This window comes from Streptomyces sp. NPDC043861, from assembly GCF_056435905.1.
The window spans coordinates 257,829-279,308 of the sequence record NZ_JBWKDP010000007.1 but is presented as its reverse complement, the minus strand read 5'-3'; the positions used below and the strand labels follow the sequence as shown (position 1 = coordinate 279,308).

Genomic DNA, 21,480 nt, shown 5'->3' with positions numbered 1-21,480 from the left:
CCCGGGGTGGCGAGAGCCCGCAGCGTCAGCCCGCTCAGGTCGGCCTCGCCGCACCTGACGGACTTCTTCGGCGACCCCTCCAGCAGCCACCCCTACTCGAACGTGCCGCGGCGGGCACTCGTCGAGGACCCCACCCAGGTCGCCGGCCTGCTCGGCGCCTGATCCGGCCAGCTCGTCCTCACCGCGTCCGGTTCCGAAGCAGACCTGCTGGCGCTGCGTGGCGCGGTCCTGGCCGCCGGTCGCCCGCGCCCGCACGTGATCACTCAGGCCACCAAGCACCCTGCCGTGCTGGAGACTTGTACGCACGGGAGCGGCTGTACGGCGCGAGGGTGACGGTGCTTCCTGTCGACGGCGACGGGCTCCTTCGGGCCCAACCTCGCCGCACCCACGGCTCCAGGCGCTTTCCGCTGGCCAGCGGAGCTGTGGCGCGTCGAGTGGGCGGTCGCGTACGGGGAAGACCCGGTGCGGGTCTGCGCCAGCACATGCGGTCGCTGCTCGGCACCTCACCGGGCCTGTACCGGCGCACCTTCCGGTCGGGCGCACAGGCCGCACCGGCACCCACCCGGCTTTACTGCGATCCTGCGCGGAAGCACCGACGCGGCCCGCCGGAGAGAGAGGGCGGCGGGCCGCGGATCCAGGAGGATCAGTGCAGTCGATCAGGAGATCGAGGCAGCCGTGGGAATCGAGCCCAGTGCCACCGGGGAGATGCTGACGATCCTGTTCCACGCGAAGTGGTACTTGTCCATGGCGGCCGGGCTGGTGATCCAGCGTTTGACGCCATTGCTCACGAGATAGACCTCGGGGGCGTTCGGGGCCTTGCCGAGAAATGCGCCGTCGGAGAGCGGGCCGCCGTTGTCGATTGCGGCAGCGTCGACGACGTGTTGAATTCCGTTCCAGTCGCGGAACAGGTTGTTGTACGTTTCGGGGTTCGGGACGTGACGGCGCTTCCCGTCCAGGATGAGGTAGACCGCCGGGCCGCTGACGTCCTTGATGCGCAGGCCGTTCAGGTCGGGCCTGACCCTCGGGGGCTGCGCGGTGGCCGCCTCTGCGGAGGACGCGGAAGTGGCAGCCGTGGCGGCGGTCGCGGAGCCGGTGAGAGCCGCGAGGGTGGCGAGCAGGACGGTCAGGACGGCTAACCGCGGGCGTCTGGGCACAGTACCTCCGTGAAATCGATGAGATGAGCGGAAGGAGCCGGTGCCAGCATTTCACTGGACCCGGTCCGGCTGTCAACGGTGATTTCCTCCGGACGCCCCGGGTCCGCGATTATCAGCCAGAGGTTGAATCCGGAGATATTCAGCATTCATGTTCGGAAAGACATGCGGAGGAGAACTCTCACCCCAGGAAAGCCGAGTTGGTGAATACCGCGAGCGGCTGGGAGGAGGGCGACGGCCGGGTGCCGTACCTCGCACGTCCGCGTACGCCGCCGTCGTACGCCCTCCACTCCCAGACAGGGTCTCGACGACACCGACGGGAACGAGCCGGGGCAACGCGGGCTCCGGCTCCCCGCGAAGGGAGCGCAAGACAGGCCGGCAGGTGCCCGAGTCCGTGACCGGCCCATTCCACCGCCGTATGCCCGGAGCAGGCAACGGGTCGCCACGTCCGCTCGGTGTGCGCGACGGGCTTTGGTGGAGCTCGATGTAGGTCACCCACAGCGGCTGGCCCTCGTCGTGCACGTCGTCGAGAGCAGATTCCACGGCCCGCCGAGCTTGCTGATCAGCGCTCCGTTCGTGAGTCTCGGGCGCCAGCCCCGGCCTCCGCCACTGCGGCCGCCGCCGCTGGACACGTGGGCGACTAGCAGGCGGTTGCCTCGGGCGAAGTGCCGGGCCCGGGCGGTCAGGTCATGGACCAGCACGTAGAGACCGAACAGCGTGTGCCGGATGTCCCGGCTGGAGAGTTGGCGGCCGCGCACTGGAAGCGGGCTCAAGGACCGATCAGCAACCCGTCCACGCCTGCGCGCTGTGCACCCACCGCCACGGCACCACCGGAACCACACCACCCACCGCCGGCACAGCCGCCTCGCTCGGGGATACCCAGGACGACCATGGGCAAGACCGGTGCGCGTCCGCACAAGGGCTTGGATCTGCAGCTCTCGTCCACCGCGAAGACCCCTCGGGCGTCTCAATGCCACATGGCCGCCTGCCGCGCACCGACCGCTCCAGCCACCTGAGTGCGCAACGGCTGGAAAGGTACCGGAAACCACCGTTTCGGAGCACCAGAAGACGGCCCTTCCGGTGATTGCCGCACGCCTTGCGAGCAAAGTGGGCGTCACGGGGGTAAGGCGTCTGCGCCAAGAACCGAACCGCGCACCCAAACCCGCGAGGAGATCCGCCATGTACGCAGCAGTCCGGCGATACGAAGGGGTGACCGATCCAGCCGAGGCGGCACGCCTGGTGAACGAGGGATTCGTGCCACTGATGCGCCAGACCCCCGGGTTCGTGGCGTACTACTGGATCGATGCCGGGAACGGGGTCATGGTCTCGACCAGCATTTTCCAGGACCAGGCCGGAGCCGAGGAATCAGTCTCGAAAGCGGCAGACTTCGTCCGGGACAACCTCGCGTCCCTGCTCCCCAACCCTCCCCAGGTCACAGCCGGGAAAGTCGTCGCTTCCGCATGACAAGGCGCGGTCGGGACGCGGGCCGCTTGCCCCGAGTCAGGGCGCTGCCAGGGGGCGTGGCGAAGGTCCGAGGCTGCCCGACCCACCGAGCAGGTCAGATGGTGGCGGCGAAGGTCACGGCTGCTGATCCCATGCGGTCACCAGGCCGTAGGTGACCAGGCCGAAGACAAGGTGCGGTACCACGTCCGAGGCCCAGTCGCCCGCTGACCAGGTGCGAGGATGGCTGATCCCGAGGCGGGCAATCGGCACGTCGGCGACGACCATCACCAATGCTCCGGTAAGAGCTCCTCCCAACCACAGGGGCATCCGAGCGCCTGTCCGGTGGACCAGCGATACAACGGCGCCCGTCGCGCATCCCACGGCGGTACCCGTCACCGCTGCGAGACCGGTGAGCCGGTTGCCCTTTTCTTCCGAGTCCGGGAGCGGAAGCCCGATCCGGGTGGCGATCGTGTCCACCAAAGTTTCCGGCACACTGCTGGCGGGCCTTCCCCGCAAAGCCATGTCGGCATAGGACACGGTGTTCAATGCGGTCGTCCCCGCGGCCCCCGCTGCGCAGCCGCGCACAATGGCTCGGATCATGCTCCTCGCAATCCCCGGCGCTGCCCGTACCCAAACAGCCACAGGGACCAGACCACTCGGATCACGGACGACGTGCGGCCGACTGGACGGCGCCTCTCGCAGCACGGCGGCCACCGTTCCCGGACCCGGCCTGGCCGCCTCCTGGCTCGTCATCGTCCAGGTAGTCGCTCCTGCACCTCTTGCAGCACCCATCCGTTTCCGTCCGGGTCGCTGAACGAGGCGTAGGAGGCGTAGCTGCGGCCGTCTGGATCGCGGCCGTCGACCCGTACTTCAGCGCCGGTGTCGTAGACCTTGTGGAAGATCTTGCTCACCTCAACACCGCGGCTGGCGAGGTCGGCGCGGGCCTTGTCGAGGTCGAAGACCACGAGGTAGCCCTCTGCGGATCCAGGCGCCGCGGAGATGACCCCGCGGCCGAAGATGATCGAGCACTCCGACCCGGGCGGCGTCAGCTGAACGATGCGGAATTCTGGGCCGGCCTCGAAGTCCGCATCGAGTCGCCATCCCAGGCTCTGGTAGAAGCGCAGGGCACGGTCGACGTCAGCGACCGGGATAATGTGGACCTCGATCTTCATATCCACGATCGGCTCTTTGACGCCACCCTGTGCGCCGCCCTGCTCTTGAGTGTTCATATCGTTCTCCCGCGCCCGATGCCCTGAAATCCATGAGGACGACGTGGCCGCGCAGCTCTGGGCGGCCGAGCAGCTCGGCATTGACGCCCCGGGCATGCGTCGTCGGTGGGCACGGGCCTACCGGAGGGGCTGAAGGCGTGCGCCACTCGTCCACGAGGATTTCCGGCTGCTCCCAGCGGCGAAGTGCCGTCCCTGGGCAACTCGTTGCAGTGTCAACCCCATGCCACCTACATCTCCACGTTAGACCGACGGGGTACGCGATGCACCCGGGGTGCATCCCGTGGCTGCACCCCGGGGGTATGGACTTCGTCTCGAACTGCGTCACCGCCAGCGGGCACGCGCCGAGGAGCGCATCCGAGATGCCGCCGCGCCACCGGCCTGCCAACCTGCCCCTGCACAACACCACGCCGAACCAGAGCTGGCTGGAGATCGTCGAGACAGACCTCGACCTGCCGACCTGGATGCCCATGCCGCTCTGACCGGCAGAACCCGCAGGTCGGAACCCAGCCATCTCCGACTCCGCCGACGAGGCCTGTGCCTGGACGGGCAGCCCGACTTCGCGGACCTGGCGGATCTGCCCCAGCGGCTCGCGCTCCGCCGGACGCTACTCGGTGCGCAGCGCCGTGGCCGTACGCGCCCTGGCCGCCCAGCCGGCCGGGACCAGCGCGCCCAGTACCGCGATCACGACCCCGCCCAGCCCCAGCAGGAGCAGCTGATCAGGCTCGTACACATCGAGGACCGGCGACGGCAGACTGGTGCCTACGGCACGCCCCATCACCGGCATGATGAGGCCGTGCAGCGCGTACCCCGCCGGCACGCCGATCAGCCCGCCGAGCACGCCGATCGCGGCCACCGAGGAGAGCACGAGGCTCGTGATCTGCCGCGGTGACATGCCGATCGCCTTGCAGACGCCCAGGTCGTGGATGCGTTCCCGGGTGTCCAGGATCACGGAGTTGAGTACGCCGAGGCCGGCCACGCAGACCAGCATCAGGGTGAGCAGCACCGCCATCGCGGACATGATGAGGATGACGCCCTCCTGCCCCGAGGAAGTGTTGGTCGTGGCGTCGCCGCCCAGCGGCTGTACGACGGCGGCGACCTTCCGGGCGTACTCCCGCCGCAACCGCCGCTACCTGCGCCGACGCCAGATCAAGCACACCATCCCCGAACCCAAGGACCAACGGGCCCACCGCAAAAGACGCGGCAGTCGCGGCGGGAGGCCCACCGGGTTCGACAAGACGATCTACAAACGCAGGAATGAAGTGGAGCGGACGATCAACGCTCTCAAGAACTTCCGAGCCGTGGCCACGAGGTTCGACAAGCGCGCCTACGTCTTCTACGGCACCGTCACCGTGGCTTCGATCCGCCTGTGGCTCAAGCCGTGATCAGCCGGTTTGTAGGGCATCGGCCCGCCTGTTCCTACGACGTCGTGATCACCGGAGAGAGCACCTGGGGGGCGTGCGCCACCGCCACTCACGCCACCGCGCTGTCGGGGCCGCGATGGGGCCCCGGCGATCCCGGCAGAGAAAACAGTTGTCGTCCACTCGATTTCCCTGAACGATGCGGGTGTGACCATGTTGTTCTTGACGGTCGGCCTGCCAGGGGCTGGAAAGACCACGAAGGCTCGGCAGCTAGCCAAGGAGCACAGGGCACTGCGGCTGACGCCGGATGAGTGGATGATTCCACTGTTCGGCGAGCCGGAGGCAGACGGGAAACGCGATGTGCTGGAAGGACGGCTGCTCTGGCTTGGACTGGAGGCGCTGAGGCTTGGAACCAACGTGGTCCTGGATTTCGGATGCTGGTCTCGTGACGAGAGGTCCGCGATCCGCTGGTTGGTGACGTCCGTGGGTGCGTCCTGTCACCTTGCGTACGTGCCCGTGGACCATGAGACCTAACGTGCTCGGGTCGTCCATCGCCACTCGACCACGCCGGATCAAACCTTCCCGATGAGCGAGGCGGACCTCTTGCACTGGAGGACGCTGTTCGAGGAGCCCGACGCCGCGGAACTCGAGGGCCATCAGGTCGGCGGTCCGCCTCCTGGGTGGCCGGGATGGCGGGAGTGGGCGGCCGATCGGTGGCCATCGCTCGTGTGACTATCCGGACCAACCACGGTATGACCTGGCTCTGAGCGGGCGGGAGCTAGGGGTAGGCCGTGGCTGCACTCGGGTAGCTCGACAAGTGCCATGCGTGCCGCCCGGGAAGATCCGCCGGACAGGCCCTAATCGTGTTGACCGCCCCCGGCAGGCAGTGCTGGAGTCGGCACGTGGACAGCATCCCCGCCAACCGGCGGCTCTGGAACCAGATCAGCAGCGCCTACCAGCACGAGCACGACCCGCAAATCGGCGCCACACCCCGGCTGTGGGGCATGTACTCCATCCCCGACGCGCACCTGCACGCCCTGGGCGACGTCACCGGCAAGCGCGTCCTCGAACTCGGCTGCGGCGCCGGCCAGTGGTCCAGGGCGCTCGCCGCCGAGGGCGCCACCGTGGTCGGTCTCGACCTGTCCGAAGCCCAACTCTCCGCAGCGGCCCGCACGATGGGAGCGGCCCGCTACCCGCTAGTGCAAGGCGCCGCCGAACAACTCCCCTTCGCCGCCGACAGCTTCGACCTGGTGTTCTGCGACTTCGGTGGGCTCAGCTGGGCGCCCCCGCACCTGGCCGTCCCGCAGGCCGCACGCGTCTTGGGCCGAGGCGGGCGCCTGGTGTTCAACGTCGCCAGCCCATGGTTCGAAGCTTGCTACGACGAAGCCGCCAGCCGCGTGACCACGACGCTGCAGCAGGACTACTTCGGGCTGAACACCATCGCGGAAGGCGGCGGCGCGACCAGCTATCAGCTCACCTACGGCGACTGGGTCAAGGTCCTGCGCGGCGCGGGTCTCATCATCGACGGCCTTATCGAGCCGCGGCCCGAACTCGGAACACCCAACGGCTACAACGAGACCGACCCACCCGACTGGGCACACCGCTGGCCGGCGGAACTGCTCTGGGTAACCCACAAACCGTAAGTTCCGCCGCGCCGAGACGTGAAGGCATCCCCCGCCGGGCAGGCCCAGGGGCCTGCCCAGCTGATCATGGGCGGAGCCAGAGCCGGATCGAGGCGAGGGTGACGGTCCGTGCGCCGACCAGGGTTTCCTCCTACGGCGCCGAACCGTAGACCTCGGACGTCCCGGCGAGGAGTCGATCGCGCTCCCCCCCGTGGCGGGTCCCGTGCGGTCGCAGCGAGTTCGGCGACGATGGCCTGTCCGCTGTCCGGCTCGGGGCGGTTGCTCGCGTGGACTCCGGCCGGCGGTGCAGCCTTCTGCGAAGGCCGTGTGCCGTTCGTGCGACCGACGTGCGCTTCCAGCGGCCGGAGTTCGGCGGTCAGGGCCGGTGGGGCGGTAGGAGTGTCGATGACGCAGGTCGGTGCTTCTCAGGAAGGTGGCCGAGTCGAGGGTGTCGGGCGACTCGGGAGAAGCTGGCGTCAGAACGTGCACCCCAGCGGGACCCGTTCAGGGATGCATTGCAGGGGTCGTGGCCGGCCTGCCGGTGCAGAGGGCCGAAGTGCGGGGAGCACGGGACCTCCGGGGAAGGCATCCCGTTCCGCTGAGTGTTGCCGCCCGTCAGCCGGCTCCCTCGGACCGGCGTTGTGTTGTGCATCACTCCCCCGGTCCTGAGCGGCGGTTGCCCACCGGGCTCGTCGACGACGTCCGGGCTCGATCGCGGCGTGCCGACCGGCGGCTCCCCCATCCCCGGACGCACTTTCGGGCCCCCGCCCCGGGTGCCGGTCGGCTCCTTCGCACACCACCGGTATGACAGAGATCTCTTCCCGGACGACAAACAAACCGCAGCGGCGATTCATGGCTCCTTCCCTGGTGGGGGATGTTTTACCGAGGTGGCCGGCGGTGCCGGACGCCTCCGGGCCTGCTGAGCGAGACAGTGCATGGGGAACAGATGACCGCCGGGGCTGAGACAGTGCGCTACGCGCTGCTCGATCGATTGCGCGCGTGGCGCGGCACGGAGGAGTTGGAGTTGGGGTCGCGCCAGCAGCGGACGCTGTTGGCACTGCTTCTGCTCCGCCAGGGGGCGCCCCTGTCGGTGGACGGGCTGGTGGCTGCCGTCTGGGGGGAGGAGCCACCGCTTCGGGCCGTCGGCGCATTGCGTACGTATGTGTCCCGTTTACGGAAGCTGCTCGAGCCCCGCCACGGCGCCGGCCACGCGCCGACCGTGCTCGTGTCCGAACACGGCGGCTATGTGCTGCGGGTTCCGGTGGAGGAGGTGGATCTGGGACGGTTCCAAAGGGACGTGGCCACGGCGGAGCTCGCGCGGGCGGCGGGCCGGCCGGGCGAGGCGCGGGATCTGCTGCGTACGGCACTCGCGCTGTGGGGCGAGGAGCCCCTGGCGGGCCTCGGCGGTCCGGGTATCGCGGCCGAGCGGGCCCGGCTGGCTGCTCGGCGGCTCTCCGCCCTCGAGTCGCGGCTCGCGCTGGATGTGGAACTGGGCGAGCAGGCCGCGGTGCTCGGCGAGCTCCGTGAGTTGACGGATCGTCATCCCTTGCGGGAGCGGCTGGGCGAGCTGCTCATGCGGGCGCTGGTGCTCAGCGGGCAGGAGTCGGAGGCGTTGGCCGTCTACGAACGCACTCGGCGGGTCCTCGCGGCGGAGTTCGGTCTCGACCCCGGGCACGAGATGTCCTCGCTGGCCGGGAGCCTCCCTCTGCGCGGGGCCCCGGCTGCCGTTCCTGCGCCCGGCGACCTCCCTGGAGCAGTCACGTCGGCCGGGATCGGAGCGGGCAGGGACGGTGTCCTCCGTCCGGCCCAACTCCCGCGTGACCTTTCCGACTTCTCCGGCCGGGGCGATGCCGTCGGGCGGGTTGCCGGGGCGCTCACCAGGGCCGTCGGTCATGCGGCGCCCGTGGTGCTGGTCTCCGGCATGGCCGGGGTGGGCAAGAGTGCGTTGGCCGTCCATGCCGCCCATCGGGTGCGCGGCCACTTCCCGCATGGGCAGCTCTACGCGGATCTGCGCGGCCGGGACAGCAGTCCCGCCGACCTCTCGGCGGTCCTGGGGTCGTTCCTGCGCGCGCTCCGGGGGCCGGTCGAGCCGATCCCGGCGGACTTGGCCGACCGTGTCTCCCTGTACCGGACGGAACTCGCCGAACGTCGGGTCCTGGTGCTCCTGGACAACGTCACCGACACGGACCTGGTCGGCCCCCTGCTGCCCGGTGGTTCTGCCTGTGCCGCACTGATCACCAGTGGCATCCGGCCCACGGCGCCGGCCGGTGCCGACCACACGCATCTGGACGTGCTCGGTCCGGACGAGGTCCTCGCCTGGCTGGAGAAGGTGATCGGTCCAGAGCGGGTCGCGGCGGAACCCGAGGCGTGCGCACGGCTGGCGGAGGTGTGCGGGGGGCTGCCTCTGGCCGTGCGCATCCTCGCGATGCGGCTCGCGACCCGGCCGTCGTGGACGGTCGCGTCCGTGGTGGAGAGTGTGGCCGGCCGGCAACGGCCTGCGGGGCTACGTGTGGCGGACCTCTCCGTGGAGGAGGTGTTCCAGCGGGAGTACGCGCGGTTGCCGATCCGGCTCCGCCGGGCGCTGTCCGCGGTGGTCCGGTCCGTGAAGCCGGACGGATCCATCGAGGTGGCCGCGGTGGCAACGGTCATCGGCAGGTCCCCGCACGACGTACATGATCTCTGTGAGGAGCTGGTGGATGCCAGCTGGGTCGAGTCCGCGGCGCCCGGCCACTACCGGATCCACGGTCTGCTGGTGGAGTTCGTCGGCGCCCGGGAGGCGGGCGGCGGCCCGGGGCGGGACGACGGTCCGTCGCCGGAGATCCACTTCGCGCCCGGGGACCAAGGCCGCTGCGGCGGTGAGACGACGCGGCGGTTGCGCCGGGGCGGGCACGACGACCTGGCCTCGTGAGAGCACCGGCCGTTCCCGCGCGGCCCGCACAACCGATAATGATCATGGACGGAGCATCAGGCAGGCGGCTCCGCCGGCCAGTTGCAGCCTGCGGGCCCGGTCACCGGGCCACTGATCCACAGGGAGGCCCTTCGTGCCGTCGCACCGCCCCGTCCCGGCGTCCGGATCTCCGGGTCTGTCCTTCCGGGTGCTCGGCCCCCTGAGCGTCCGGGCCGACGGCCGGGACACCGAGGTACGGCCGCCCCTGTGTGCGGCCCTGCTCGCCACCCTGCTGTTGCGCCACGGCCGCGGAGGCAGCACCTCGACGCTCATCGACGCGGTCTGGGGAGACCATGTGCCGACTCGTGCCGCCGGTTCGCTGCGCGGCCATGTCGCCCGGCTGCGAGAGTTGCTGGAGCCCGGCCGCCCGCCCCGCGCTCCGGCACGTGTCCTGCTCACCCGGTCCCACGGATACGCCCTGCGGCTGGAGCCGGACGCCCTGGACCTCACGGTCTTCGACCGCCGGGTGGGCACCGCCGAGCGAGCGCTGCGCGCCGGGCGCCCGCAGGAGGCACGGCGCCTCTACGACGCGGCGCTGGGCCTGTGGTACGGCGAGCCGCTGGCCGGTGTTCCCGGCCCGTTCGCCGCCGCACAGCGCGCCGCCCTGCACGAGCGGCGGCTGGCGGCGGTGGAGGCGCGCTGGGACATCGAGCTGACGCTCGGTGGCCACGCCCGTGCCGTTGACGAATTACGGGCGCACGCCGAGGAGCACCCGCGGCGCGAGAGGTTGCAGGAACTGCTGATGACCGCGCTGCACGAGACGGGCCGGCAGACCGAGGCCCTGGACGTCTACGCCCGCACCCGCCGCGCCCTGAACGGGAGCGGAGGCGCCGTACCCTCCACCGGACTCGAGCGGGTGCACCGGCGCATTCTGGCCGGTGACCGTGCACGTGAACACGACTTGCCCGTTCCCCGACGCGCCGCACTCCGCGGCGGTCCTGACGACCCGGCGGCGGCCGCCGTGCGCTCCGCGGCACCGTTCCGACCGGTCGCCCCGGTGTCCGTCACGCTGAACCTGCCGTCGGACATCACCGACCTCGTCGGCCGGGACGCCGTGGTGGACCAGTTGCGGAACGTCCTGGAGCGCGGCCGGGTGGTGGCGCTGAGCGCCATCAGCGGCATGGGCGGCGTGGGCAAGACCGCGGTGGCCGTACGGGTCGCCCACGCCGTCCGCGCCCGCTTCCCGGACGGGGTGTTCTTCGTCGACCTGTCCGGCATGGACTGCCGGCCGGCGGACCCGAACCAGGTGCTGGGCGACATCCTGCGGGCTCTGGGCGTGGCTCCGGCCCACCTTCCGGTGGAATCCGCCGAGCGCGCCGCCCTCTACCGGTCACTGCTCGCCGACCGGAAGGTCCTCCTCGTCCTCGACAACGCCAGGGACTTGGACCAGGTGCACGATCTGCTGCCCGCCGGTCCCGGCTGCGGCGTCCTGGTCACCAGCCGGACCCGGCTCGCCGGACTGAGCGGCGCCACGCTGGTCGACCTGGAGGAGCTGACGGAGAGCGACGCACTGGCGCTGCTCGCCCGGCTCGTCGGCGAACGGCGGGTGCGCTCCGAGGAGGAGGCGGCCCGCGGACTCGTCGCCGACTGCGGCCGACTCCCCCTGGCCATCCGGATCGTCGCGGCGCGGCTGGCGGCGAGGCCCACCCTGCAGATCGCGGAGATCGGCCGGGCACTCGCCGACGAACGACGGCGGCTGGCGGAACTGAGCGGCGAGACCGCAGCCGTCGAGCCGACGTTCCGGCTGGGGACCGGGCTGCTCACCTCCGAGCAGCTGCGAGCGTTCCGGCTGCTCGCGCTGCCTGCCGTGCCGGAGCTGTCCCGGGCCGCCGCGGCCGCCCTGCTGGACCGGCCCGAGCACGTCGCCGAATTCCTCTGCGAGGCGCTGGTGGACGCGAGCCTGTTGCAGTCGCCCGGCCCGGGCCGCTACCGCTATCACGACCTTCTGCGGCTCTTCGCCCGGGAGTCCGCGGCCGTCGGCCTTCCCGCCGCGGAGCGCGACGCCGCGCTGGTCCGGCTGCTGCGCTCGTCTCTGACCCTCGCCCGGGACGCCTATCGGCTCGCCGCCCCGGGCGACGCGTTCCCCACGGACGAGGAGCCCGCGGGGCTCGCCCGGCTCGGCGCCGGGCCGCGGGCCGTTGCGGCGTTCGCCTCGCAGGAGCAGGCCACCGCCTGGCTGCTCGACGAACAGGCCACGCTGCTCGCACTCGTCGAGCAGGCCGCCGGCATCTCCCGGGCTCCTGCGTCCCTCTGCGCCGAACTGCTGCTGGCCACTGACCCGTTGGGCCGCAACAGCACCCGGACGCAGAATCTGGAACGGGCCTCGCGTGCCGTGCGGGAGGCGGCCGAACGCTCGGGTGACGCCCTTGCCGGGGCCGTCGCGCACTACATGCTGGGGGGTGCTTTCGCCATGCGGTTCGAGATGGCTGCCGCGGTGCCCCATCTGCGCACCACGGCCGACATCTGCCGTCGCGAGAGCCGCCCGACGCTGCTGGCGCACGCCCTGAACGCCCTCGGCGGCTGCGCGCTCGCCCTGCGCGACTTCCCGGCCGCTCTGGAGCACTTCACCGAGGCGCTGCCGTTGGCCAGGGAGAACCACAGTCCCGGCTGCGAGGCCCTGGCCCTCGGCTATCTGGGCCTCGCCCTGCTGGCCACCGGGCGCGCCGAGGAGGCCGTGCAGTCGGGGCGGGCCGCGGTCGCGCTCGCCCGCTCCTGCGACGACAGCGGCGGCGAGGCCAACGCGCTGCGGGCGCTCGGCCAGACCCTGCTGTACGCGGGATTCCCGGACGAGGCGCTGGAGTGTCTGCACTCCAGCCTGGAGCTGTGGCGCAGGACCGGGTCCTCCTTCCGTGAGTCGCTGGTCCTCGGTGGGCTCGCCGAGGCCTACAACCTGACGCGCAGGCCCGAGGAGGCCGTCGGATACGCGTCCGAGGCCAGGGAGATCGCCATGCGGCACGGCGACGCGTACCTGCTGGGCAGGGCCCTCACCCAGCTGGGCCACGCGTACGCCGCCCAGGGCCGGGCGGAACAGGCGGCCTTCCACTACCGGTCGGCGCTTCCGATCTTCCGGCGGCTGGGGATGCCGGAGGCCGGTGACGTCGAGGCCCGGCTCGGCGCCGGCTGACACCGGCGGCCACCGCACCGCACCCCACCGTCGGCGCCCCACCACTTCCACGCGGTGGGGCGCCGCTTCGTCGTGTCTGCAGGCAGCTCCCCGCCGCGGGCGATGCGGTGGGTGATGCCGCGCTGTGCCCGGACCCGCTGCGGACGAGGCGTGAACGGAGCGCGGTTGATGTGCCGTTGATGCGCTGTTGAGGCCGTGCGAGCACAGCGCTGACAGGCTCTGACCAACGCCTGACGCAGACGTTCGCCGCACCGGACGAGCGCGTCACGGCGGCCCGGGCATCGCGCGGTATCCCGGGACCGCACGCCGATCTGCTGAGGAATCCCTTGGACCCCCAGGCTCTGCTTTTCTCCCTCTTCACGCCGGAAGGGCGGGAGAACCCCTTCCCGGCGCTGGAAACGCTCCGCGAGACCGCACCCGTCTACTACGACAAGGATCTCGACACCTACTTCCTGACCACCTACGAGCACTGCCAGGCGGTGCTGACCGACGCGACCTTCCGCACCCCGGATCTGAGCTGGTGCGAGGAGCACCTCTCGGACTGGCGCGAGCATCCCGCGGCCGAATTCTTCTACGCCTCGATGCTCCGGGCCAACCAGCCCGACCACACCCGGCTGCGCCGTCTGGTCGGCTCCGGATTCACCCCACGCCGGGTGGCGGCCCTGCGCGCCGCCGTCGAGGGACTGACCGACGGGCTGCTCGACACCTTCGCCGACACCGCCGCGCGCAGTGGTACGGCGAACTTCCAGGAGCTGGTCGGCTACCCGCTGCCCGTCGCGGTCGTCGGGGAGCTGATCGGGGTCCCGGCCGAGGACCACCCCCGGTTCCGCCGACTGGGCGGCGACGCCAGCCGGCTGCTGGAACCGGTTCGCACGCCCGAGGACTGGGCGCGGGCCGACGCGGCGGTGGTCGAACTGCGCGGCTACTTCGAGGAACTGCTCGACCGTCGGCGGACCGATCCCCGCGAGGACCTCGCCACGGCTCTGCTGGAGGCCCAGGAAGGCCAGGAGCGGTTGTCCCGGCGGGAGTTGGTGGACACCCTGCTGCTCGTGTTCGTCGCCGGATTCGAGACGACCACGGCCATGCTGGGCCTGGCCACCCACGCCCTGCTGACCCACCCGGAGCAGCGGGCCCTGCTGACGGCCGATCCTGAGCTGGCCGCCCAGGCGGTCGAGGAGGCGCTGCGCTGGGACACCCCTGTCCAGATGACGGAGCGGATCGCGGGCGAGAGGACCGAGATCGGCGGCGTGACGATCGCGGCCGGCGCCAATGTCACCACGGTGCTCACGGCGGCCAACCGGGATCCCGCCCAGTTCGCCGACCCGCACCGCTTCGACATCCGCCGCACCGGCAGCAAAGTGCTGAGCTTCAGTGCAGGCCCGCACTACTGCCTGGGTGCCGCGCTGGCCCGTCTGGAGGGTGCGGTGGCCGTGAACCGCCTCTTCACCCGCTTCCCCGGACTCGCCCTGGCCGGCCCCCCACTGCGCAGGGAGTCCTTCAGCCTCCGGGTGTACGAGGACCTGCCCCTGACGACCGACGGCCCCGCGGTCCGCCGGCCGCTCACCCTGACCACAGCAAAGGACTGACGCCATGGGTTTCCTGGACACCGAGCGCGAAGCGCTCGACACACTGCTGCCGGGCCTGGACGCCGCGCTCGACCGGCACACGCTGGGTGAGCTGGAGCGGCCCGGCAGTCCCGCGATCGCCGCGTTCCGCGAGGCCGGCGGTCCGGGCCTGCTGGTGCCGGCGCAGAACACCGGTATCGGCGCGGACCCCTTGCAGGCGGTACGGGTCCAGCGGGCCGTGGGCGCCCGGTGCCCGTCACTGGCCGTGGCCACCACGATGCACCACTTCTCCGTGGCCAGTCTGGTGGAGACCGCCAAGCACGGGGCCGGCTTCGAGTGGATGCTGCTGGAGGCGATCGTCGGCAAACGCATGCTGCTGGCCTCCGGGTTCGCCGAGGGGCAGACCGGTCAGTCGATCCTGCGGCCCGCCATCCGGGCCGAGCGGCGCGACGGCACAGTGGTACTGAACGGCAGCAAGAAGCCGTGCAGCCTGGCGCACTCCATGGATCTGCTGACCGCTTCCGTGGAGATGACGGACGACAGCGGCGAGCAGCGGCTGGCCGTGGCCATCATCCCCGCCGACGCCGACGGGGTGTCCGTGCGCCCGTTCTGGGGCAGCACGGTCCTCGCCGGCGCCGAGAGCGAGGAGGTGGTCCTCCAGGACGTCGCGCTCGACCCGCAGATGGTGGTCCTCACCGACGTCGGAGCCGACGCCGTCCTGGACTCGCTGCACATCGCCGGTTTCCTCTGGTTCGAGCTGCTGATGACCGCCGGATACCTGGGCACGGCGAGCGCTCTGGTGGAACGGGTGCTACGGCACGGCCGCGCCCCCGCCTCCGTCCGGGCAGAGCTGGTGACGGACCTGGGCGCGGCGATGCTCGCTGTCGAGGCGGTGGCCCGGGCCATGCGGGAGTCGCAGAACTGGGGCGAAGAGCTGCTCACCGGCGCTCTCACGGCCCGCTACGCCGCGCAGGACTCCATCGGGCGCACCACCCGGACCGCACTGGAGACGCTCGGCGGGTTGTCCTTCATCTCCTCCGACGAGGGTACGTACCTGGCATCGGCTGCCGCAGGCCTGAACTTCCACCCGCCGTCCCGTGGACGGATGGCGGAGTCGCTGTGCGCGGTTCTCGACGGCGAGCCGCTGCATGTCGGCTGAGGACGTCCGTGCGGGCGGCGGCCCGGCGCATCCGGCGACGGGTGCGGCAGCGGCCCCGCACTACGCCGTGCAGCGACTGACAAGCACCGACGACGTGCCACGCGAGGTCTGGGACGCGCTGACGCCGGCCGACGACCCGATGTGGGCCAGGGGGGTGTTCGCAGCCATGGAACGGTCCGCGATCGGCCCGGACGCGTATGCCTGCCTCCTGGTGCGCCGGGACGGAGACCCCTGTGCCCTCCTGCCGCTCAGCGCGGTGAGCGGCCTGCAACTGGAGCGCGTCGTAGGACCTCACGAGCGGCGTCTGCTGGCCCCGGTGGCCCGCAGGCTGCCCCGGCTGACCCGGGTGCCGATGCTCTTCTGCGGCAACTTCCTGGGCCAGGGGCACGTCCCCGGCCTGGGCCCGCTCCCGGCCCCGGTGGCCGCGTCACTGGTGCGGGAGGTCCTGGACTTCGCCCGCGCGCACCGCCTGGGCACGGTCGTCTTCAAGGACTTCGCCCCCAAGGAACTGGACACGCTGCGTCCCGCATTGGACGACGCAGGATTCTTCACCGCCGCCGGCCTGCCCGACACCGAACTCCCTTTGGGCCACCGTGACTTCGAGGAGTACCTCGAATCACTGTCGGCCAAGCCGCGGCGCAACGCCCGCAGCAAGATACGGAAGTTCCGCGCGCAGGAGGACCTTCGGATCGAAGTACTCGAGGAGTTCGGCCATCTGGTCCCCGCCATGATGGATCTGTACCGGCAGGTCATGGACCGGGCCGACCAGACACTGGACGTACTTGACGAAACGTTCGTCCGGGCGCTCGCGGACACGGGCGACGTGGACCAGCGGCTGGTCGCCTGCTTCGAGGGCGACCGCCTCGTCGGCTACCTCCACTGCCTGTTCCGGGGCCGGGGCGCGGTCGGAGCCCGGATCGGCCTCGACTACCGGCTGGCCCACCGGGCGCGGCTCTACCACAACCTCCACTACGCGGCGATCGAACTGGCCATCAGCCGGGGCTGCCGCCACATCCGGTTCGCACAGACCGCCTACGAACCGAAACGCGAATTCGGCTGCGAACTGGTCGAACAGGGCTACGCAATCACCCACACCCGACGGCTGCCGCGCGCCGTACTCCGCCTGCTGCTGCCCCGGGCCCTGGAAGCCGCCCGGGAGCAGGCCCTGGCCCCAAGGTCCTGAGGGCCCGCCCCGAAGTCCCCTGCCGGCAGCCGAAGTCCGGGGGACGACAGCCCTTCGGTCGGCCGACCCCGGCCGACCCCGGCCACTCATCAGCACCTCTCATCGAAAAGAGACCACCATGCCCCGTGTCGACGTAGAGATCCATATCGCCGCCCCGCCGGAGGACAGCTGGCAGGCAGTCGTCGATGTCGAGGCCTACCCCGCCTGCATGGACAGCGTCGAGTCCGTCACGGTCGTCGAGCGCAGCGGCGAGGACCGCAGGACCACGGCGTGGTCCGTCCATCTGAAGGGCTCCGTCCTGGAGTGGGTGGAGGCGGAGCAACTCGACCACGCGTCCTTGCGCTTCGACTTCCACCAGGTCAGCGGCGACCTCGCCCACTTCGTCGGCCACTGGGCCGTACGCCCTGGCGACGACGGCGGCAGCCTCGTTTCGTTGACCGTGGAGTTCGAGATCGGCATCCCGTTGCTCGCCGAGATGCTCAACCCGGTCGCGGCCACAGCGCTTCGGGAGAACGCCGAGCAGATGCTCCAGTCGCTCGAACGGCGGCTGACCGGCGCGGCCGGCCAGTGAGCCGCGGCGTGCCGACGGCACTCCTGCCCGGTGCCGTCAGCGCAACCCCCGTATCCGGCCCGCCTTCCCCGTCCGCCACTGCCCCGCCTGCCGGGCAGCCCTACTCCCGCAGGAGGTCCCCTTGGGTCCCCATGCCATGACCGCCTCGCCCACCGGCGACGTGTTCGACAAGATCCGACGCCATCAGTCCCCGAAGCTGGCACTGACCGGCAAGTTCGCCGGGCGGGGTGCTGTCGAGTCCAGCGCCCTGGGCTCCCGCGTCACCCTCTCCGACGGCCGCTCGGCACTCGACTTCGGCTCCTACGCCGTCACGCTCGTCGGTCACCGTCATCCCCGGGTCGTCGAGGCCGTCGCCCGACAGCTGGAGGTGATGCCGACGTCGACCCGCAGTCTGGCCAATCCGGTGGCCGCCGAGGCCGCAGCCCACTTGGCCGACTACCTGGGCGGCCGGCTGCCCAAGATCTACTTCGGCCTCAACGGAGCCGACGCCGTCGAGGTCTCGGTGAAACTCGCCCGGCTCGCCACCGGGCGGGAGAGGGTGCTCGCGGTCACCGGCGGCTACCACGGCAAGACCCTGGGAGCCCTCTCCCTCACCCACAGCCCGCTGTTCCGGAGCGGGCTGCTGGGCTGTGCGGTCGACGTGGTCCACCTCGACCCCGACGATCCGGATGCCGTCCGACAGCAGGTCGCGAAAGGCCCCGTGGCTGCGGTGGTCTTCGAACCCGTGCAGGGGGAGAACGGCGCCGTGCCGCTGCGCACGGAGGTCCTGCATCGGTGGTGCGAGGACGCCCACGCACACGGCGCGTTCGCGATCGCCGACGAGATCCAGTGCGGACTGCGCCGCTGCGGTGAGCGCTCGGTCGCCCTCGCCGACGGGCTGCCCGTGGACGCCGTACTCGTCGGCAAGCCGCTCGGCGGCGGTGTGATGCCGTTGTCGGCCGTGGTCTGCACCGAGGAGCTGTACCGGCCGCTGGCGGCGGACCCGTTCCTGCACTCGGCGACGTTCGGCGGGCACCCGCTGAGCTGCGCCGCGCTGCCGGCCGCGCTCGAGACCGTGGAGGAACTCGCCGACCACGGACGGTTGCTGTCCGACCGGCTCGCCGCCGGCCTGCGTGAACTCCGGGCGCGTCACCCGCAGGTGATGAGCGGATTCCACGGCAGGGGGCTGCTCTGGGGCATCGACCTCAGCACTCCCGGAGCGGCGGGTGAGGTCGTGGTCGCACTGGCCGCCGACGGGCTGCTCGTCTCGCCCTGCCTGAGCCGGCCGACGACCATCCGTCTGCTGCCGCCGCTCGTCACCGGCGAGGCGGAGCTGGACGAGGCGCTGAACATTTTCGACACCGCACTGGACGCGGCGGCCGCCGGCCTCCGCGACTGAAACCACTGCCGTGGGGGCGACCCCCGGCACCGGCTCCGGACGGCCGCCCGTCCGGAGCCGAACCACCAACCCGTCCCACCCACACCACCAGGGAACCCAGTTGACTCACACCGGATCCACCGAAGCCCGGCCCCAGGACCCCGCCACCCTGCGGTCCCACGCCGACCTGCTCGCCGCGGTCCGCGAGGCCGCCGCCGAGGTCCTGGGCACCCCGCTCGAGGCCATCGTGGCCGAGACCGACCTGCGAGCCGAGTACGGCATCGACAGCCTGGAGCTGATGTCGATAGGCGCCCATCTCGAACGCGCCCTCAATGTGCAGATTTCCACCGAGGACCTGGTCCGTGCCGAAACCGTGGGCCAGGCCGCCGAACTCCTCGCCGCGCGCACGGCCGACCGGACATGACCCGGCGCCCGCACTCTCCCGCGGCCTCCCGCCTGCCTTCGGACCGGCCCCGGGTCGTCGTGACCGGCATCGGTGTGAAGTCCCCGGCCGGAGTCACCCTCGACGAGGTCATGAGTACGGTCCTCGCAGCCCGTTCCACGGCCGCCGCGCACCGGAAGGAGTTGATCGAGGAGGGCTCCCCGGTGCACTTCGCCTGCCAGGTGCCCGACTTCGACCTCGGCCCCTACCTCACCCACCGGGAACTCCGGCAGATCGACCGCCCCACCGAACTGGCGCTGTGCGCCGCGGTGGACGCCGTCGGCCAGGCCGCGCTGCCCGAACTCCCGCCCGGACGGGTGGGGGTTCATCTGGGCACCGGCATCGGCGGACTCCCCACGATGGAGGGGCTGGTGCGCAGACACGACGAGGCGCCCACCCTCATGCCCGTGTTCTCCGTGCCCCGGACCATGGCCAACTCGGCCGCCGCCCGGGTCGCGATGCGCTACGGGTTCCAGGGCTCGTGCGTCACCTACACCACCGCCTGTGCCAGCGGCGCCACGGCCATCGGCGAGGCCACCCGCCGGATCCGGTACGGCGAGCTGGACGTGGCCGTCGCCGGCGGCTTCGACTCCGCGGTGACCACCTTCATGCTCAGCGGCTTCTCCCGGATGCAGGCACTGTCCACGCGCAACGACGACCCGGAGCGGGCGAGCCGTCCGTTCGACGCCGACCGGAACGGATTCGTCATGGGTGAGGGCGCCGCCGTCCTCGTCCTGGAGCGGCTCGAGTCCGCCACCGCCCGCGGAGCGCGGATCCTCGGCGAGGTCGCCGGGTACGCCACCAACGCCGACGCCCACCACATCGTCGCCCCGCACACGGAGGGCGAGGTCGCGGCCGCGTGCATGGCCGGGGCGATCGCCGACGCCGGACTGCTGCCGTCCGACATCGGCCAGATCAACGCGCACGGAACCTCGACCCAGGCCAATGACAGTGCCGAGGCCGCCGCGATCCACCGGTGTTTCAACGGCCAGGCTCCGCCGGTGACCGCCGTCAAGGGTGTGACCGGGCACCTCATCGGCGGCTCCGGCGCCCTGGAGGCCGCGATCGCCCTGGTCTGCGCCGAGCGCGGGATCGTCCCACCGGTCGCGAACCTCACCGTCCCGTCCGAGGCCGACAGGATCGACGTGGTCGTCGGCACCCCACGCAATGTGGACTGCGCCCCGGTGCTCTCCAACTCCTTCGGCTTCGGCGGACAGAACGTCTGCCTGGTCCTCCAGCCCGCCACCTGAACGAACCCAGGAGCTCCTGTCATGCGCATCCTTGTCACCGGCGCGACCGGTGTCGTCGGCACCGAGGTGGCCGGCCGCCTCGCCGCCGAGACCGCCGACCGCGCCGGCGCGCAGATCGTGCACACCGCCCGCCGCACCACCGGGGACACCCCCGTACGGTGGAACATCGGCGCCGAACCGGCGCCGGACCCCCTGACCGAACGGCCATGGGACGTCATCGTGCACACCGCCGCCTCCACTCGCTGGACCATGAGCCGCGACGAGGCCACCGACGCCAACATCCGCCCCCTGCGGGACGTTCTCGGACTGGCCGGCACCGACACCCACGTGGTCCACGTCTCCACCGCCTACGTCGGCGGCGTACGCGCCCCGGAGGATCTGCGGGGCGAGGAGTTCGAGGGCTACCGCAACGGCTACGAGTGGTCCAAGTCCCGTTGCGAGGAGATCGTCGCCACCGAGCACCGCGGGCCGGTCACGATCGTCCGCCCGCCGCTGGTCATGGGACGCCGCGGGGACGGGCACATCGCCCGCTTCTCCGGCCCGTACAGCCTCTTCCCCGCCCTGGTCTCCGGGCTCGCGGCCGTGGTCGTCGGCGATTCGGGAGGCTTCGCCGAGATCAGCCCGGTCGACGAGGTGGCCGAGGTCATCGCGACCGCCGCCCTGGGCCCCGCCCCTTCCGTGCCCTGCACCGAGGTGATCGCCGCGGGGCCGGACAGCCTGCGGCTGGGCACCCTGGTCGAGATCACCTGCGACACGCTGAACGCCTTCCGGGCCGAGCACGGCGTGGAGCCGATCGCCAAGCCGCCGACGGTGTCCACGGACAGCTGGAACCGCTTCTTCCTGCCCCTGGCCGAGCAGTGGCTCTCCCCGGTCCAGCAGCAGGCAGTGAAGCTGCTCGCGATGTTCCAGAGCTACACCAGCATGGGCGAGCCCTTCGAGCCGACCCGGAAGGTGACCGACCCGGGCGGGGTGCTGGCCGCATCGGTGCGGCACTGGGCGGAGAGCAAGCAGCGCCAGGCACTCGGCAGCCCCACCCCGTGGACCTTGATCAACGCCGGGTGACGGTGGCGCACGGGAGG

Annotated in this window: 18 protein-coding genes and 3 pseudogenes; 16 read left to right on the top strand and 5 right to left on the bottom strand. The window is 71.3% G+C overall.

Annotated elements, in window-relative coordinates; all coding sequences use genetic code 11:
* The first annotated feature begins 6 nt into the window (after nt 1-6).
* A complete protein-coding gene (locus AC068D_RS18920; RefSeq protein WP_478824142.1) occupies nt 7-162 on the top strand; it encodes a hypothetical protein in 156 nt (51 codons plus the stop codon).
* 494 nt (nt 163-656) lie between these two features.
* Here AC068D_RS18920 and AC068D_RS18915 read toward each other — a convergent pair whose 3' ends face one another.
* On the bottom strand, nt 657-1,154 hold the full coding sequence (locus tag AC068D_RS18915) for a hypothetical protein (RefSeq protein WP_478824141.1): 498 nt from the start codon (nt 1,152-1,154) through the stop codon (nt 657-659).
* 488 nt (nt 1,155-1,642) lie between these two features.
* Nucleotides 1,643-1,924 carry a hypothetical protein gene (locus AC068D_RS18910; protein ID WP_478824140.1) on the bottom strand — a complete coding sequence of 94 codons (282 nt, stop codon included), beginning with the start codon at nt 1,922-1,924 and terminating at the stop codon, nt 1,643-1,645.
* A gap of 406 nt (nt 1,925-2,330) precedes the next feature.
* On the opposite strand from AC068D_RS18910, the gene AC068D_RS18905 reads away from it, so the two are divergent.
* The gene (locus tag AC068D_RS18905) at nt 2,331-2,615 is read left to right on the top strand and encodes a hypothetical protein (protein ID WP_478824139.1); all 285 of its coding nucleotides are present in this window, start codon (nt 2,331-2,333) and stop codon (nt 2,613-2,615) included.
* Nucleotides 2,616-2,729: 114 nt separating this feature from the next.
* Here AC068D_RS18905 and AC068D_RS18900 read toward each other — a convergent pair whose 3' ends face one another.
* Together AC068D_RS18900 and AC068D_RS18895 are read right to left on the bottom strand one after the other, a co-directional pair.
* The gene (locus AC068D_RS18900) at nt 2,730-3,194 is read right to left on the bottom strand and encodes a hypothetical protein (protein WP_478824138.1); all 465 of its coding nucleotides are present in this window, start codon (nt 3,192-3,194) and stop codon (nt 2,730-2,732) included.
* 149 nt (nt 3,195-3,343) lie between these two features.
* The gene (locus AC068D_RS18895; protein ID WP_478824137.1) at nt 3,344-3,823 is read right to left on the bottom strand and encodes a VOC family protein; all 480 of its coding nucleotides are present in this window, start codon (nt 3,821-3,823) and stop codon (nt 3,344-3,346) included.
* Between the two features lie 310 nt (nt 3,824-4,133).
* Between AC068D_RS18895 and AC068D_RS18890 the strand changes: the two are divergent.
* Nucleotides 4,134-4,346: pseudogene (locus tag AC068D_RS18890) on the top strand (IS1380 family transposase); the annotation flags it as partial.
* Between the two features lie 81 nt (nt 4,347-4,427).
* Here the strand turns inward: AC068D_RS18890 and AC068D_RS18885 are convergent.
* Nucleotides 4,428-4,841: an ABC transporter permease gene (locus AC068D_RS18885; RefSeq protein WP_478824136.1), complete on the bottom strand. Its 414-nt coding sequence runs from the start codon at nt 4,839-4,841 to the stop codon at nt 4,428-4,430.
* 82 nt (nt 4,842-4,923) lie between these two features.
* Here AC068D_RS18885 and AC068D_RS18880 point away from each other — a divergent pair.
* From AC068D_RS18880 to AC068D_RS18820, 13 genes and pseudogenes are all read left to right on the top strand, one after another.
* A pseudogene (locus tag AC068D_RS18880) lies at nt 4,924-5,205 on the top strand (IS5/IS1182 family transposase); the annotation flags it as partial.
* A gap of 183 nt (nt 5,206-5,388) precedes the next feature.
* Nucleotides 5,389-5,913: pseudogene (locus tag AC068D_RS18875) on the top strand (P-loop nucleotide/nucleoside kinase family protein).
* Between the two features lie 170 nt (nt 5,914-6,083).
* Nucleotides 6,084-6,824, top strand: a complete 741-nt coding sequence (locus AC068D_RS18870; RefSeq protein WP_478824135.1) for a class I SAM-dependent methyltransferase — start codon at nt 6,084-6,086, stop codon at nt 6,822-6,824.
* Between the two features lie 925 nt (nt 6,825-7,749).
* Complete coding sequence (locus tag AC068D_RS18865; RefSeq protein WP_478824134.1) at nt 7,750-9,711, top strand: AfsR/SARP family transcriptional regulator; 1,962 nt, start codon at nt 7,750-7,752, stop codon at nt 9,709-9,711.
* Nucleotides 9,712-9,844: 133 nt separating this feature from the next.
* A complete protein-coding gene (locus tag AC068D_RS18860; RefSeq protein WP_478824133.1) occupies nt 9,845-12,874 on the top strand; it encodes an AfsR/SARP family transcriptional regulator in 3,030 nt (1,009 codons plus the stop codon).
* Between the two features lie 326 nt (nt 12,875-13,200).
* Nucleotides 13,201-14,460: a cytochrome P450 gene (locus AC068D_RS18855; RefSeq protein ID WP_478824132.1), complete on the top strand. Its 1,260-nt coding sequence runs from the start codon at nt 13,201-13,203 to the stop codon at nt 14,458-14,460.
* 4 nt (nt 14,461-14,464) lie between these two features.
* Nucleotides 14,465-15,598, top strand: coding sequence for an acyl-CoA dehydrogenase family protein (locus AC068D_RS18850; protein ID WP_478824131.1), 1,134 nt, complete (start codon nt 14,465-14,467; stop codon nt 15,596-15,598).
* On the top strand, nt 15,588-16,781 hold the full coding sequence (locus tag AC068D_RS18845; RefSeq protein WP_478824130.1) for a GNAT family N-acetyltransferase: 1,194 nt from the start codon (nt 15,588-15,590) through the stop codon (nt 16,779-16,781). Before AC068D_RS18850 ends, AC068D_RS18845 begins: the two co-directional genes overlap by 11 nt.
* 118 nt (nt 16,782-16,899) lie before the next feature.
* Nucleotides 16,900-17,352 carry a type II toxin-antitoxin system RatA family toxin gene (locus tag AC068D_RS18840; RefSeq protein WP_478824129.1) on the top strand — a complete coding sequence of 151 codons (453 nt, stop codon included), beginning with the start codon at nt 16,900-16,902 and terminating at the stop codon, nt 17,350-17,352.
* Between the two features lie 121 nt (nt 17,353-17,473).
* On the top strand, nt 17,474-18,730 hold the full coding sequence (locus tag AC068D_RS18835; RefSeq protein ID WP_478824128.1) for an aspartate aminotransferase family protein: 1,257 nt from the start codon (nt 17,474-17,476) through the stop codon (nt 18,728-18,730).
* 100 nt (nt 18,731-18,830) lie between these two features.
* Nucleotides 18,831-19,133: an acyl carrier protein gene (locus AC068D_RS18830; protein WP_478824127.1), complete on the top strand. Its 303-nt coding sequence runs from the start codon at nt 18,831-18,833 to the stop codon at nt 19,131-19,133.
* Complete coding sequence (locus AC068D_RS18825; protein WP_478824126.1) at nt 19,130-20,401, top strand: beta-ketoacyl-[acyl-carrier-protein] synthase family protein; 1,272 nt, start codon at nt 19,130-19,132, stop codon at nt 20,399-20,401. The genes AC068D_RS18830 and AC068D_RS18825 overlap by 4 nt, the downstream gene beginning before the upstream one ends.
* A gap of 21 nt (nt 20,402-20,422) precedes the next feature.
* On the top strand, nt 20,423-21,463 hold the full coding sequence (locus AC068D_RS18820; RefSeq protein ID WP_478824125.1) for an SDR family oxidoreductase: 1,041 nt from the start codon (nt 20,423-20,425) through the stop codon (nt 21,461-21,463).
* Nucleotides 21,464-21,480 lie beyond the last annotated feature (17 nt).

Coding starts and splice junctions, on each gene's coding strand:
- AC068D_RS18895 (WP_478824137.1), bottom strand. CDS start 3,823: ATGAACACTCAAGAGCAGGGCGGCGCACAGGGTGGCGTCAAAGAGCCG.
- AC068D_RS18850 (WP_478824131.1), top strand. CDS start 14,465: ATGGGTTTCCTGGACACCGAGCGCGAAGCGCTCGACACACTGCTGCCG.
- AC068D_RS18865 (WP_478824134.1), top strand. CDS start 7,750: ATGACCGCCGGGGCTGAGACAGTGCGCTACGCGCTGCTCGATCGATTG.
- AC068D_RS18820 (WP_478824125.1), top strand. CDS start 20,423: ATGCGCATCCTTGTCACCGGCGCGACCGGTGTCGTCGGCACCGAGGTG.
- AC068D_RS18900 (WP_478824138.1), bottom strand. CDS start 3,194: ATGATCCGAGCCATTGTGCGCGGCTGCGCAGCGGGGGCCGCGGGGACG.
- AC068D_RS18845 (WP_478824130.1), top strand. CDS start 15,588: ATGTCGGCTGAGGACGTCCGTGCGGGCGGCGGCCCGGCGCATCCGGCG.
- AC068D_RS18905 (WP_478824139.1), top strand. CDS start 2,331: ATGTACGCAGCAGTCCGGCGATACGAAGGGGTGACCGATCCAGCCGAG.
- AC068D_RS18825 (WP_478824126.1), top strand. CDS start 19,130: ATGACCCGGCGCCCGCACTCTCCCGCGGCCTCCCGCCTGCCTTCGGAC.
- AC068D_RS18840 (WP_478824129.1), top strand. CDS start 16,900: ATGCCCCGTGTCGACGTAGAGATCCATATCGCCGCCCCGCCGGAGGAC.
- AC068D_RS18885 (WP_478824136.1), bottom strand. CDS start 4,841: ATGTCCGCGATGGCGGTGCTGCTCACCCTGATGCTGGTCTGCGTGGCC.